The sequence below is a fragment of the Paenibacillus piri genome (genome assembly GCF_004354045.1).
GTDB classification, from domain to species: Bacteria; Bacillota; Bacilli; order Paenibacillales; family NBRC-103111; genus Paenibacillus_S; species Paenibacillus_S piri.
Genome location: NZ_SMRT01000001.1, coordinates 88,804 through 102,948, shown reverse-complemented (window position 1 = coordinate 102,948; position 14,145 = coordinate 88,804). Strand labels below are relative to the sequence as shown.

Genomic DNA, 14,145 nt, shown 5'->3' with positions numbered 1-14,145 from the left:
CCATGTCACTGGCCGACCGATTCGGGCAGCAGCATATATACGCTCGTATAAGCGCCCTTTTGGCTGCGAATCCGTATCCCGCAGCCTTCGCCGTATTTTAAGCGGATTCGGTGGTTCACATTATCCAGTCCGATCTGTCCGCCGCTTTGGAACGATGATTCATGAATACGCCGGCGCAGCCGCTTTAATTCGGCTTTTTCCATGCCGACTCCGTTATCCCGGATCGTGATGAGGACCCCCCGCTTCACCGGCGTGATCCGGATGCAAATTTCGCTCTCGTAAGGGGCTTCCTGAAAGCCGTGCTTGATACAGTTTTCCACGATCGGCTGCAGCAAAAGCTTCAATGTCTTATATTCGTATACCCGCTCATCCGGAATGTCGTAGCGCACCGTCAGGTTGCCGCCGAATTTTTGATGCAAAATAAACAAATAATCTTTCACATTGTTCATTTCCTGCCGAATCGTAACCATTTCGTCCGCATGATTCATCGAATACCGGAGCAAATTGCTTAAGGATACGATAATCCGGTTCGACTGCTCGTTGTTTCCGTACACGATCTCCGTTTGCAGCAGCTGCAGCGTATTGAACAAAAAATGCGGGTTAATTTGCGATTGAAGCGCTTTAAATTCGGTTTCCTTCAAGGTGATTTGCGAAATGTAGTTTTGATCGATCAGCATTTTGATTCGGCCCATCAAATCCTCGAACTTGCTGCCGATCTGATTAAGCTCGGTATAACGGTAATCGTACTGCCGGATCAGCAAGCTTTCATTGCCGGTTTTATCCAACGTTCGCAGCAGCTTCATCACCGGTCTGGAAATCCGGATCGTGATCGCTACGCCGAGACAAATATTGAGCGCAAGCCCCAGGTACAAAATGTTGAGCAGATTTTGGCCGAGCGGCTTCGTATGCTCTCGGATTTCCGACATCGGCACGGCCGAAACGAGCTTCCAATCGCCGATCGCCGTCGGATGGTAAATGACCAGATGATCCTGCCCGTCGATGCGGGTAATGAACTTGTCGGCGCCTTCCCGCTGCCCGCCGGTCAGGGCGAACCGCGACCCGATCAAGCTTTTATTTTTGTGAACGATGATCTGCTCGTCCCTGTCGATCAAAAAAATGCTCCCGCCGTACTCGGACGCGCTCAAATCGAACAAGCGGTTGAGATGCTCCAAATCGATATTGCATACGATCGATCCGATGGCCTTTTGCTCGCGATTGAACATGGGGATGGCTACGGAAAGCGTCTGCTGATTGAATTTCGACGTATAGTCATCCAGGTAATAGTCCTGCTTATGCAAGCCCAGCGTAATGAAGCCGCTCTGAGGGGAATCCATCGCCTTATGAAACCACGGCTGCTCCCTGTACTCGTAATCCCACTTCAATGTCCGGCGTCCGTCGAGATTCATAATGTAACCGTTTGCGCCGATGATCAGAATGTCGCCGATCAACGAGGAGCTGATGCTTCTGGCGGCGTCCGTGACGATCCGCTCGTGATTGATTTTCTCGCCGCTGCTCATCCAGTGAAACGAATTCAGCAGCGCGATGACCGACGCGTTCGTCCCCATCAGCACGAGAGACCGTTTTATTTCCTCCAGATTGAAATTGAGGCCTACCGTCGCCTGCTCCATCACTTTTTTGCTCGAATGGATAACTTCGTCGGTGAACATGTCGGTTGTATCCCTGAAGGTTAAATAGCCGAGGCTCGAAATCAGCAATATGTTGGCGGCCAAAAAGGAAACAAGCATAGTCCGGACGATCGACCTTTTGAATAGCGTCAGTTTCAATGCTTTGGATACATTCAGCATCGTTTTACAACCTTCCAGCTGCATTTTTAGAGATATTACCTTAGTTATAAACGCGAACGCATGGAAGAGCAAGCGGTTATTTACTTACGGGACAGCGCTTAGTCGCAGCGTTTAGGATTTTTTACCAAACATGGAAGGAATAAAAAATAAGCGGGCGTACTGTCGACAGTTGGCAGGATTACTGGCAGCCCGTATCGAAATAAAGAGAAATGACACCTAATCGACAATGGGGATGACTTAATGAATAATTTAAAGGACATTATTCTGCAGTTATTTTTTGCTCTTGCTCCTTTTGTCGCTTACAATATATATTATCGGGACAAGCTGAGAAACTACAGCCGGTCTTTTATTATTCTCGTCAGCTCCGCCTGCTTGCTGCTCTCGATGGCTTTCTCCTCCAGCGTTGTCGACGGAATATTTTTCGATATCCGGTACGTCATTATCTTTTTCGGGATTGTGTACGGAGGCATTGAAACCGCTCTTATACTGCTCTTCGAGTTTGTCGTTTGCCGTATTTACGTCGGCGGCGAAGGCATGTGGGTCGGTATCTTCATCACGGCTCTCATTTTTTTAATCTCCTTAATCATTAACCATGTTTACCAAACCTCGTCCCGCAGATCGCTCGTTATTTTTACGGCCGGCCTCATATTCTCGATACTCCCGTATGCCCTTACGTTTGCCTTTTACCCCCACTATGTCATTCAGCATCTTGCCTTCCATATTATTGTCATCCCCGTGCAAAATTCGTTGGGCGTCTGGCTGCTCATGTCGCTGTTCAGCAAGTCGGTTGCCGACAAGGAGCTTTACATCAAGCACGCCTACAATCAAAGAAGGGACACGATGAATCAGGTGGCCGCTTCGCTCGCCCATGAAGTGCGCAACCCGTTAACGGCTGTGAAGGGCTTTTTGAAGCTGATCGGCGAAAAGCCCCAGGACCCGCACAAGATCAAAGAGTATATCGGCATCAGTATGGAAGAAATCCAGAAAACCGAATCCGTTTTGCGCGAATATTTATTTCTCTCCCAGCCCCCTGCCGTAAGGAGGGAAGCAATCGACTTCTCGGAGCAGCTGCGGGTATCCGCCGAAGGAATGGCTTCCTTTGCCGCCGTACATGAGGTGGAGCTGGAGGTGCGCAGGCCCGATCTGCCCGTATGGATCGTGGCCAATGATGAGGAAATGAAGCAGGTACTGACTCATTTTATTAAAAATGCGGTTGAGGCCTGTTCGGGCGTTCCTTACGGCAAAGCCGTCTTGACTCTGCTCATGGACAAAACGCATGCCGTACTCACGATTAAAGATAACGGAAGCGGCATGAACGAGGAGCAGATCAGCCGGCTCGGTTCAATTTATTTCTCGACCAAATCCAACGGCACGGGACTCGGACTGACGTACTCGTATCAGGTGATTCATGCGATCGGCGGCGATATTACCGTGACCAGCAAACCGCTGGTCGGCACCAGGTTTACGATCCGCCTCCCTCTGCGTTATGAAGAATAAACGGCTTCGCTGTCCTTACGGGATGAGCGCGTTTGTCAAGGTTGTGTTTAAAACCGGCAAAAAGCAGTCCTGAACCGGAATCCGGTTTAAGACTGCTTTTCTTTTTATATCTCCTCCGTACTCGGTGCCCGCTAGCTTAGCCTACTCATCTTTGGCATCGACAATGATTTTCCAGGCGCTGCCGATCGGCGGCAAGCTGCGGGTCAGCACAGGCCCGTACACGCCGACGACCTTCGTTCCTTGCACGAGCTTGCTGCGGTCGACGGCTTTTCCGCTCATGTTAATGACCGGCGTTTCGTCCGTCAGGCGCAGCACGACTTCGCCCGGAGACTGCTCGGTTAACCCGCTGCCCTCAATGACGAGAGAGACGGCTCCTTTCTCGTCACGGCGCACCTCGCTGATTTCGCCTGCCGTACCGAGCGCATCGGCGGATTTCATCGGTTCGTCCAGCACCGTAATTTTATAGGTCGGCGTTTGCGGCGGCAAGCTGAGCGTTGCGGCATTCGAATGCTCCGCTTCCACGGTCAGCCCGACATGAAGGTCGGAGAACGCCAGCTTGGCGCCGTCCTTCTTTTGAACCACCGTGTCTTCCCCGATATTCAGCACCATGCCATTCATGCCGGTACCCTGAATATGAACGGAGCGGTACCGGTCTTTATAGGTAATGGCCGTAACGACCCCCGTTGTCCGGCTATTTTTTTGCCCTTCTTCCTCCGTAATGGACACCGTGCTGCCTTCCGTTACGGCGAATCCATGAAGCACTTTGTTTACAAAGGAAGCGGGCACATACAGCTTGTTATTCACCAGGGCGGGCACCGTGCCCAGCGAAGTAAGCATCCGGTTAATCGTGTAACGGTCCTCGCCCGTCGTTACGGTCGTAAACAGCTGGCCCTTCTGAATGTCCACCGAAAGCGTTTCTTGCTTCCACGTCAGCGTAAATCCGAGCTTCTCCGCGACAATTCGGAGCGGGATCATCGGTTCGTCCCCGTCGGACGTCAGGTAGCCGGTCTCTGCGACAGGCTCGCCGTTAATTTTGATCCGTACGGGAGCTTGCTCGGATTGCGAAGCGGATGGCGACAAGGCCGCCGGCCCGGGATCGCCGTTCGTCGAAGCGTATGCCGCTCCGGCCGACATCAGGGTAGCGGACAGCGTAAGTATGGCCAGACTCTTTTTCAACACAGATTTCATTTCGAACATCTCCTCTTCTCTCGTTGTCCTATTTGCTTGGCTGCTAACTATTTGACGCTGCGGGGCCGAATTATGTTGCACAAGCCGGACTTATAAGCCGAAGCACTTTATCCAAAAATTGTAACGTCATGCGTTTATGGGTATAATAGAATTTGTCGAAATTTCGGACAGGAAAGGATCTGAACACATGGCTAGAAAAGTGTACGGTAAACAGCCCGCCATAGATGAATCGGTCGAGACAGAAAAAAAGTCGATGATTTTTTGGCTGCTTATCGGGTTTGTGCTGCTGTTTTTATTTTGGGCTCCGTTTCAAAAAGGATTGTTTAACGGCAACACGTTTGATTTTGAACGGCCGATTTATTCTTCCCTGGTATGGTCTTCCATTATATTTCTTTTGTTATCCATTCACTTCTTTTTCCACTGGAAGCTGCGAGATCATCGGGATGCGCTCAGCTTTCTGGTACTCTTGATCCCCTTCACCTATCTGATATCGCTGTTTTTCGCTGCCTCGCATCATTATGCGATCAACATGCTCTATATTCAAATGTTAAACGCGGTTTTTTTTATTCTGGGCGTTTATTTATGTAAAAATAAACTGGGATTCAGCCTCATTACCGGAGCGCTGATCGCCTCGGGTTATGTTGTGGTCGTGTTCGGCTTGCTGAATTTGCTCGGAAACGGGAAGCTTGCCGGCGCTTTGGTCGGCTGGTTTGCCGATACGGTCAACGGAGCTTATGTCAACGCGGTGATGGTGGACGCCAACGGTATGCGCCTGACCTCCGTTTTCCAATACGCCAACAGCTATGCGGCCTTTTTGATCGCCATACTGCTGCTGGCTTCGTTCTATGTGGTTACATCCCGCAAATGGTATGCAATTGCCGTTCATGCGCTCATGACGGTACCTGTGATCGTTTCCTTCTGGCTTACTTTGTCCCGGGGCGCACTCGTCATTTTGCCTGTCGTGCTGCTCGTGGTATTATTTTTCCTGAATTTGCAGCGGCAGATCATGCTGCTTCTGCAGCTTGGTCTCGGATTCGTGGCATCGCTTGCCGTGCTCGGTATCATTACGGATGCGGCGACTCAGCTGCAGCAGCAGTATTCCGCCTCTTTATCGTCGCAAGGCTGGCTCTCCCTGCTGGTTGCCTCGGCCGTTTATACCGTCATCGCGGTGCTTCTCCAGCTGTATATCGCGCCGTTTATTCAGCGCAAGCTGCAGCGGTTCGAAGGCCGCAAATTTGCACCCGTCGTTCTTCCGTTAGCCGCCATCGTCGTCGGTCTGATCGGAGCGGTTTTACTATTCAGCGATACCGGTTTGAAAAACCTGCTGCCAAGCAACATCCAAACGAGGCTGGAGAACATTAACTTCGCCCAGCACAGCGTATTGGAACGCGGCACCTTTTATGTCGACGCCATTAAGCTGTGGAAAGATTATCCGGTCCTTGGAGCCGGCGGCGGCGCTTGGGCGGCCCTGTACGAAAAATATCAAAACAACCCGTATGTCAGCCGGCAAGCGCATAATTTCTTTTTGCAATACCTGGTTGAAACGGGGATCGTCGGCCTGCTCGTGTTTCTGGCTTTTATCGCTTCCATTGTGTATTTCTTCATCAAAAGCTATATGAAAGCCTCCCAGGAGCAGCGGGACCGCTATCTGATTTTTTTCATCGTGATGATTTCGCTGCTGATTCACAGCGCGATCGACTTTGATTTAAGCTACGTTTATCTCGGGATGCTCCTCTTCCTTTCGCTGGGAGGGATGCTTTCCTTCACGGAACCGGTACCGCTTAAGCTGAAAAGCGAGCATTGGGGATTCCATAAAACGTACCCGACCGTCATGCTGCTGCTCGCGATTGTGATGTTCTTTTTCTCGGCCCGGCTGCTGAGCGCCAATCATTCGTTCACCGCATTTATTAACATGCTGGAAACGAATCAAAATTACGATGAGCTCGCGGTACCGTTGAACAAAGCGATCGAGCTGACGCCCAACCATCCCGATTATGTCGTCGGATATTTTAACGGGTCTTCCTTCATTCCGGGCAAAGCTTCCATTTTGGACCAGCTGTATACGCAGACGAAAAACGAGCCGTTTTTCACCGAGTCGGAAAGCCTGATCAACGCCTTGAAGCGAAAAGAGCCCCATAATCGCGCCGTATTGATGGAGCAGCTTACTCATTATCAAATGAAGGGACAGCTGCAGCAGGCTCTCTCCCTCGTCAATTCCGAGCTGCCGAACTACCCGTGGCAAATCGGTCTATACGAAATCAGCATTTCATTATCGTCGGATCTCGGGAATCAAGCAAGACAAAACGGAAATCGCCAGGAAATGGACAATTATTACAACGGTGCTCTGAGCTTGCATCAAACTGTGTTGAACCGCATGGAAGAGCTGAAAAGCTTGCCGAAGGAGCAAAATCAGGGGCAAGAATTTAATGTCACTTCGAAAATGGCTTATGCGTTAGGCCAAATTTATTTCAACCGCGGAGAGTTTAAACAGGCCTCCGATACGCTGAAGCCGGCAATCAGCGATCAAATGGACGATCCGTTGAACCTCGCAACGATCCGCTATTATTTGGCGTCGTTGAGCAAGCAAAATCAAAGCGATCCGGCTCTGTACGATAAACTGATTGCCAAAGATCCGAACGAGAAGCAGCAGATCGAAGCGCTTGTTTCGTCGGCAAACGCCAGCCCGGCCAAATAATCGGCTGCCCGCCCGGCCTAAAGCGGACTGCATGGAGCCTCTCGCATAAAAGCTAGTAAAGAGGCCTTTCAAACCCGCATTCCCATGCGGCGTTTGAAAGGCTTCTTTGACGTTCTCTACTTCAATAGCTTGACGAGGTCTGTGGATAAATAGAATTGTGGATATGTGGGTTATTTGAACAAAGCTATGCACAGTCTTAATCAGGGTTATGTTGATTTGTGGATAACATTGTGGACAACTGCCGGTTACTGCGATATGTCCTGCCGACCGAAACGGTGCGAAACGATTTAAATGCCTTGTTGATTTTTTTCCAAATCCGGGTATAATGATAAAAAGCCATTTTCCAAAAACCGGCTTTCGCTGTCCTCAACGGATGCGCGCATTTATCGAGGGCTGGCGAAGCCAAGCATACAATTCAACATTCGATGATTGGGACAGTAGCTGTCGGCAATAGTCGCAAGCGAGCCGGGAGAGTGAGAGCCGGTACGGAGCCAGCAGCGAAGCGGACCCATGAGAAGATCCTCCGAAGCCTCACAGTAGGAAGATCCGGCCGACACCGTTATGTCCTGAGTGGTTAAACTTCGGTTTAACAACAAGAGTGGTACCGCGAGCGCCTCAAGCCTTCGTCTCTTATTGGGATGAAGGCTTTTTTGCATTTGATCCGCGCCATGAATAAAGGAGGAACCGCTATGATCAACCCTTTCTTATCCGCTCAAATCAACGCCGCCGGGCTCGTCCTGTTCGACGAGCTTGGTCTGCCCCGGCCGGAAGACGGCTCCCTGCATGTTATGATCGAGCAGCCGTCCCATCTGGAACACGGCGACTATTCGACCAATATTGCGATGCAGCTGGCCAAAGCGCTGCGCAAACCGCCGCTCGTCATCGCGGAGCTCATTCGGGCCCAACTGGTGCGGCAAGGCATGGCCGGACGGCTGCTGAGCAAAATTGAGGTCGTCCCGCCGGGCTTTATCAACCTGTTTATCGACTGGGAGCAGTGGGCCAAGCATCCGCCCGTTCCGGATGCATCCCGGGACGCCGCGGAAAAGGTCGTAGTCGAGCATACATCGATCAATCCGAACAAATCGGCGCATATCGGGCATTTGCGCAATTCGTGCATCGGCGACACGTTAGTGAGACTGCTGCGGCGGACCGGCCGCCGGGTCGAGGTCCACAACTACATCGACGACCTCGGCAATCAGCTGGCCGATACCGTGGTCGGTCTCCTTCACACGCCGCTGCACAAGGAGCATGTCCGTTTCGGCGACTACTGCTGGGATATTTACGCTGCGGTCAATCGCGAATACCGGGTTCATCCCGAGCTGCAGGAGCAGCGCACCCGCGTTCTGCACAGTCTGGAGGAAGGCAGCGGCAATACCGCATGGATCGGCATGCTGGCGGCGGAACGGATTGTCCGCGAGCATGTGGAGGAAATGAAGCCGTTCGGAATTGATTTCGACCTGTTGGTCTGGGAAAGCAATATCGTGAGAGAAGGGTTCTGGTCGTCCGCGTTCGAGCTGCTGCGGCGTACCCCGTTATTTGTGAAGGAGACGGAAGGGAAGCTGGCGGGCTGCTGGGTGTTAAAGCAGCCTGACGCGGACAATGCCGATGAGGATTCGGCGCATAGCGCGGATAAAGTGCTGGTGCGCTCCAACGGCATTTTGACGTATACCGCCAAAGATATCGCCTATCACCTGTGGAAGTTCGGCCTGCTGGACAAAGATTTTCGATACAAACCGTTTGCGGAAGGCTTGTGGACAACGCATGCGGACGGCTCCGGCGGGCTATTCGGCCGAGCCGATATGGTCATCAATGTGATCGACCACCGGCAGCAATATCCGCAGGCGATGGTGAAGCAGGCGCTCGAAGCGCTGGGCTTCGGCGAACAGGCCGCTAAGCTGCGGCATGTCAGCTATGGCGTCGTAGCCTTGAGCCCCGGATCGGCGGCCGAGCTCGGCATCGACACATCGGACAATAAAGCTTCGTACGCCATGTCCGGGCGGCAAGGAATCGGCATTAAAGTTGCCGAGCTGCTCGATTTGATGGAAGCGGTCGTCGACAACAAGCGCTCCAAGGATAAACCCTTCGCCGTCCCCCAGGACGAGCGCTTTGGTCAAGATTGTGCGAAGCCAAGTATAAAGACTTCTACTTCCGCTGCAACAGACCCAACCGGCATATCCAGCCGGACGATCGCCGCCGCGGCGATCCGCTACTACTTGCTCCGGTTTAACCTGCACACGGAAGTCGTGTTCGATTTGCAGCAGGCGACGGAAATTTCCGGCAACTCGGGCGTATACTTGCTGTATTCATACGCACGCGCGGTCAGCGTGATCAATAAAGCCGGGCAGGAGCCGCACAGCTCTCCTGCGGTACCGGAACATTTTCCCGAGATGGAGAAAGCGGAATACGCATTGCTGCGGCACATCGCGAACTGGCCCGATACATTGGCTGCCGCGGGCAAGGAGCTGGCGCCGCATTTCGTTTGCAGCTATGCGTTTGATTTGGCAACGCTGTTTAACAATTTTTACGCCGCCTGCCCGATTCTGAAAGCGGATGACGAACGGAAAAAGTTCCGTGTCTGGCTGACCTCCGTGTTCAAAGAGACGTTGGGCGATGCGCTGCAGGTGCTCGGCCTGCCGACTCCGAGCCGGATGTAAAACGCGTAGCGGCAATGCCGGATGGAGTTATCCACAACTTACAGCAGAGTCCGGCCAATTTCGCATCGCGCGCAGCTCCAGCGCATGGTATGGCGTTGTACGGCGCCAGCCGACCCCATGCAATCCCGGTTGTGGATAACTAAAAATGTGGATATGTGGACTACACTTTTAAAACTATACCCATTGCCCGATCTTTATTGTTCATTTTGTGGATAAAGTTGTGGGTAACTATTAATTGCCGCGGAAGCCCCTGCTTGCAACAGACCGCACTGCTGCGCATCTGTCCCTGCGCAAACGGCGAAGAAGCTCCCGAAACCTCGCCGGATGGCGGGGTGACAGGAGCTTCTTATTTTGTTCGAGCAAAAGGCCTGAGGCCGAACCCGTCCTCGCTTACGCCAGTCTGCCGGTTATGAGCCTCCCGTCAGCTTGGAGATCGGTCCGGGAGCCGCCATCGGCTTGCCGATCCGTTCCGGCTTCGCTTTCTTCTGACCGGTCGCCAGCAGCACACCGCCCACGATCAGCAGCGAGCCGACTGCCTGCACAGTCGTTACCGGCGTCCCAAGGAGCAGGAAGCCGACGATCATCGCCACAAACGGCTGCAAATTCAGAAAAACGGCCGCTTTGCCGGCTCCGATCCGCTTGAGCTGCACGTTCCAGATCAGCCCGCACAGCCCTTGCATCAGAATCGCCGTCACGACGAGCAGCACCCACGCCCACGGGTGGGAACTGACATTCGTGATCGGCTCTTTGACGAGCGCGACCGGTATCACCATACTGGAGCCGATGACGGTCGAATACACAGTTGCCGTCAACGGATCGATCCGCTCGGTTAATTTTCGCATAATAATGATGGAGACCGCGAAGGTAAACATGGCCAGAAACATATAGACAATGCCAATGGAAAGCTTAATGCCTCCGGATTTGCCGACCACGAAAAAAATACCGACGATTGCAAGCACCGATCCGAACACCATTCGCCTTGTAATCGTTTCTTTCAAAAACACTGCAGCCAGCACGGCGACGGTAATCGGCGCCAGCGACGTGATCAGCGCGGCCGTTGTCGCATCGACCGTTTCAAGCCCGGTAAAAAAGGCCGATTGATTCAGCAGCGTGCCGATAAACCCGAGCGGAATGAGCCATAAAATATCGCGCCGGGTTAAATACCCCAACTTTTTGAAGCTCCATCCGTAACCGATTAAAAATAAAGAGGTAGCCGACAACCGGATGGCGGAAAGCAAAATGGGCGGAAACTCCTTGATCAGGATGGAACCGAACACAAAATTGCTTCCCCAGCAGCACACGCAAAAAAGCAGGAGTATATATGACCTTACCATCTACCGTCTCGTCTCCCTTATCTCCAAACATCCACTCACCTAAGCATATTACTCCTCTCCGGTAGTTCTGTCGAACAAAGGAAAGCCCCATGGAAAGCGGATTCGGCACAACGTTTAACCTTCATGCTCCATTATCTCCCTGATACGGAGTTTTACGCCAAACTTCTCCCGTTTCCACCTTTATTTCCGTTCTCTCCGCATGTTTGGCGGCATCGACCGGTACGCCCCTTTCCGGCTCTCTAGCAATCCCACCGCTAAACCGCATCAATCAACCGCGGATCCATTCCTCAGGTGGGCCAAAATTAAAAACAGCCGCTCCCCATATCCGATCCATGAGGAGACAGCTGTTCCGTTGTCGCTATACAGCCGTTCGTTCTAATTGTCTTCCAATCGCTTCATAAAATCTTCGACCGCGCTGTAGCCCTGCTGCTTCAAATACCAGTTATTGGCCGCCGCTTCGACCAGTCCGGCCACGTCTCTGCCCGGCTGAAGCTGAATTTCAATATGCGGGATGCGGACGTCCAAATAATCGGTAAACTTTTGCTCCAGCTCCAGATCGTTGTTCAGCGCGTTGTCCTGCCATTTGGTCAGCTCGATATCGAGCACAATCCGCGTCTCGTCCTGGAACGCTCTTCTGCCATAAAGACGGGATACGTTGATCAGACCGATGCTGCGGAGCGCAAGAAACTCTTTGCTTTTTCCGTTATGCGTACCGATGATCGTCTCGGGACTCGTCTTTTTCAACACCACCATATCATCGGCTACAAGCCTGTGGCCGCGGCGGATCAGCGTATGCGCAGTTTCGCTCTTGCCGACGCCCGATTTGCCGCGAAGAATGACGCCGATGCCCGACACATTGACGCAGACCCCATGGATCGCGATTTCTTGGGCCAACGCTTTGGACAAGTAATTGTCCATCAGATCGGAAAACTTCGAGGTCGATTCATGCGTCCGCAACAGCGGAATGCCTTCTTCCTCGCAATACTTGTTCAAATATTTGAGCCCTTCCTGATTATGTGTCACCACAAAGCAAGGCGGGTGATATTTAACCACATTGCCGATTCTCAGGTTGCGTTCTTCCTCGGTCTGCTTATGCAAATACGTAATTTCCTTCCTGCCGAGCACCTGCACATGCGCATGCGAAAAAAAATCAAAATAACCGGTAAACTCAAGACCCGGGCGATGAGTCTTAGGCTTGGTTATCACCCGGTGCAGCTCGGTTCGGCCGGCCAATACCTCCAGTGAGAAACGGTTCACTAAATCTTGAACAGTAACAGTCTTGATCATCATCGCCTTCTTTCCCTCATCAATCTGCTCCGACACCATTACATTCTACATCCGAAGTCATTATCCTTCGCATGAAAGTGACAATTGCAGCAACCATATCATTTTCCCAGCAAAAGCGCGCAGCAGCCTCGCATTCGCTCAAAGGCTCTCTCGACCAAAACAATATGGAATATGATGAACACATTAAAAATTCAAATGCAAATACATCCTAAACGAAACATCGTTTTCCACAGCTTTCGTAATTTTGCTCCTAACTTTATCATTGATACAGAAGGTGATTTTAAAGCTGCTCAATTACAATCTGGGCATAGTGATATCAAAACTTTATGGAATCATTATGTCAGCAAGCAAAGAGATGTTACACAATCAGCTGGCTTGTTATTAGATGAAAAACTGGATCAGGATGCATTTAATAAACTTACATACGACGAAATGAGGCAATTATTAAACGATAAAAAGAATGGTGTTAGAACACAATTAATAAGGGAAGCATCTAAGCTTTTAAAACAAAGATAAGCGGAATTGATTATATTAATCCATTTAGATCATATTCAAAATATAATCCTCCTAATTCTATAGACCTACTATGTCGAATGGTGTTATAATATTGGAAAAGTTTGGGAGGATGGGATTAGTCTTGAGAAAAATTAATGTTCTATTATTCGTATTATTACTGTTAAATGTATTACCAACCAGTGTATTTGCAGAAACGGAAATTCCAATCAAAGTATTATTAAATGGCAAACAAATTCAATTTACAGAACAACCCATTATTCGAGACGGAACAACCTTGGTACAGTTCAGGCCAATATTTGAAAACCTTGGTTTTACCGTCAAGTTTTTTGATCATGGCTTTGGGAAAACAGTAACTGGATACAGGGCAAACGATGATTTACAGATTCTTTTGAATATTGGCGATAATAAAGCAAATGTTAGAAACAAGGTAGTGAACCTAGAAGTCGCACCACAAATCATTAACGAAAGTACATTTGTCCCATTGAGATTCATTGCTGAATCAAGTGGTTCTGAAGTTGTATGGAACTCAGATGATAGATCAATACAGATTAGTACCCCTCAAGAAAAAGATAATAATAAAGAAGAAAAAGGTACTAATAAAGATAGTAACAATCAAATGTTTAATCTATCAGATGATTCAATCAAAGAGGCAATTAGAGAGGGAGAAAATGGCCTCGATAATTTTACTAAAATTGAGAAACAGTATAAATTAAAAATACTTGAAAATAAGTTAACGGTGAAAGAACCTTCTATTACTGTCACAACGCCTTACTTAAATATTGTTATGTTTTCATATTTAAAATCATCCGATTATAAAACATTTACATTCGAAGAAGCTAAAAAAATTGCAAGTGTCACAGAACTTGGTGTAAGTATTAATGCTTTCGGTGAAGATATGAAATTTACTCAAAATGTCAACGTTGTGATTAAACAAGGTTCTAAAATAATTCAACCAAAATATATCTTAGGCAATGATAAATTAGCAAATTTTACTGCAACTTGGCCTAAATCTCCGGCTTTTAAAAGTACAATAATGGGATACTTCTCACTAGATGAATTAGACCTATCGAAAGAAGCAGAACTTATATATTTACACAATGGGAAAGAAAACTCGGCAACGTATAAATTAGAATTTAGCAAATACAAATAGTTTACGATATTCCTAAAGA

9 protein-coding genes and 1 other annotated feature are annotated in these 14,145 nt (G+C 49.9%); of the genes, 5 read left to right on the top strand and 4 right to left on the bottom strand.

Annotated elements, in window-relative coordinates; translation table 11 throughout:
• Window positions 1-5: 5 nt before the first annotated feature.
• Window positions 6-1,805, bottom strand: a complete 1,800-nt coding sequence (locus E1757_RS00420) for a sensor histidine kinase (RefSeq protein WP_133224841.1) — start codon at window positions 1,803-1,805, stop codon at window positions 6-8.
• Between the two features lie 240 nt (window positions 1,806-2,045).
• Here E1757_RS00420 and E1757_RS00415 point away from each other — a divergent pair, with 240 nt between their 5' ends.
• A complete protein-coding gene (locus tag E1757_RS00415) occupies window positions 2,046-3,302 on the top strand; it encodes an ATP-binding protein (RefSeq protein WP_133224840.1) in 1,257 nt (418 codons plus the stop codon).
• A 141-nt stretch (window positions 3,303-3,443) separates the two neighbouring features.
• Here E1757_RS00415 and E1757_RS00410 read toward each other — a convergent pair whose 3' ends face one another.
• The gene (locus E1757_RS00410) at window positions 3,444-4,490 is read right to left on the bottom strand and encodes a copper amine oxidase N-terminal domain-containing protein (RefSeq protein ID WP_246078952.1); all 1,047 of its coding nucleotides are present in this window, start codon (window positions 4,488-4,490) and stop codon (window positions 3,444-3,446) included.
• A 187-nt stretch (window positions 4,491-4,677) separates the two neighbouring features.
• On the opposite strand from E1757_RS00410, the gene E1757_RS00405 reads away from it, so the two are divergent.
• Together E1757_RS00405 and E1757_RS00400 are read left to right on the top strand one after the other, a co-directional pair.
• Window positions 4,678-7,185, top strand: a complete 2,508-nt coding sequence (locus E1757_RS00405) for an O-antigen ligase family protein (RefSeq protein WP_133224838.1) — start codon at window positions 4,678-4,680, stop codon at window positions 7,183-7,185.
• Between the two features lie 416 nt (window positions 7,186-7,601).
• Window positions 7,602-7,819: a binding site (T-box leader), on the top strand.
• A gap of 55 nt (window positions 7,820-7,874) precedes the next feature.
• Entirely contained in the window at window positions 7,875-9,839 is a 1,965-nt protein-coding gene (locus E1757_RS00400) for an arginine--tRNA ligase (RefSeq protein WP_133224837.1), read from the top strand.
• A gap of 407 nt (window positions 9,840-10,246) precedes the next feature.
• On the opposite strand, the gene E1757_RS00395 is transcribed toward E1757_RS00400, so the two are convergent.
• Window positions 10,247-11,116: a DMT family transporter gene (locus E1757_RS00395; RefSeq protein ID WP_425464809.1), complete on the bottom strand. Its 870-nt coding sequence runs from the start codon at window positions 11,114-11,116 to the stop codon at window positions 10,247-10,249.
• A gap of 432 nt (window positions 11,117-11,548) precedes the next feature.
• A complete protein-coding gene (gene hprK, locus E1757_RS00390) occupies window positions 11,549-12,457 on the bottom strand; it encodes an HPr(Ser) kinase/phosphatase (protein ID WP_133225639.1) in 909 nt (302 codons plus the stop codon).
• Between the two features lie 87 nt (window positions 12,458-12,544).
• Between hprK and E1757_RS00385 the strand changes: the two genes are divergently transcribed.
• Both E1757_RS00385 and E1757_RS00380 read left to right on the top strand, forming a co-directional pair.
• Window positions 12,545-12,976, top strand: a complete 432-nt coding sequence (locus E1757_RS00385) for a tyrosine-type recombinase/integrase (RefSeq protein ID WP_133224835.1) — start codon at window positions 12,545-12,547, stop codon at window positions 12,974-12,976.
• A gap of 121 nt (window positions 12,977-13,097) precedes the next feature.
• Window positions 13,098-14,126 (top strand): copper amine oxidase N-terminal domain-containing protein, encoded by a 1,029-nt coding sequence (locus tag E1757_RS00380; RefSeq protein ID WP_165971889.1) that lies wholly within the window; start codon window positions 13,098-13,100, stop codon window positions 14,124-14,126.
• Window positions 14,127-14,145: the final 19 nt, after the last annotated feature.

Coding starts and splice junctions, on each gene's coding strand:
- E1757_RS00420 (WP_133224841.1), bottom strand. CDS start 1,805: ATGCTGAATGTATCCAAAGCATTGAAACTGACGCTATTCAAAAGGTCG.
- E1757_RS00415 (WP_133224840.1), top strand. CDS start 2,046: ATGAATAATTTAAAGGACATTATTCTGCAGTTATTTTTTGCTCTTGCT.
- E1757_RS00410 (WP_246078952.1), bottom strand. CDS start 4,490: ATGAAATCTGTGTTGAAAAAGAGTCTGGCCATACTTACGCTGTCCGCT.
- E1757_RS00405 (WP_133224838.1), top strand. CDS start 4,678: ATGGCTAGAAAAGTGTACGGTAAACAGCCCGCCATAGATGAATCGGTC.
- E1757_RS00400 (WP_133224837.1), top strand. CDS start 7,875: ATGATCAACCCTTTCTTATCCGCTCAAATCAACGCCGCCGGGCTCGTC.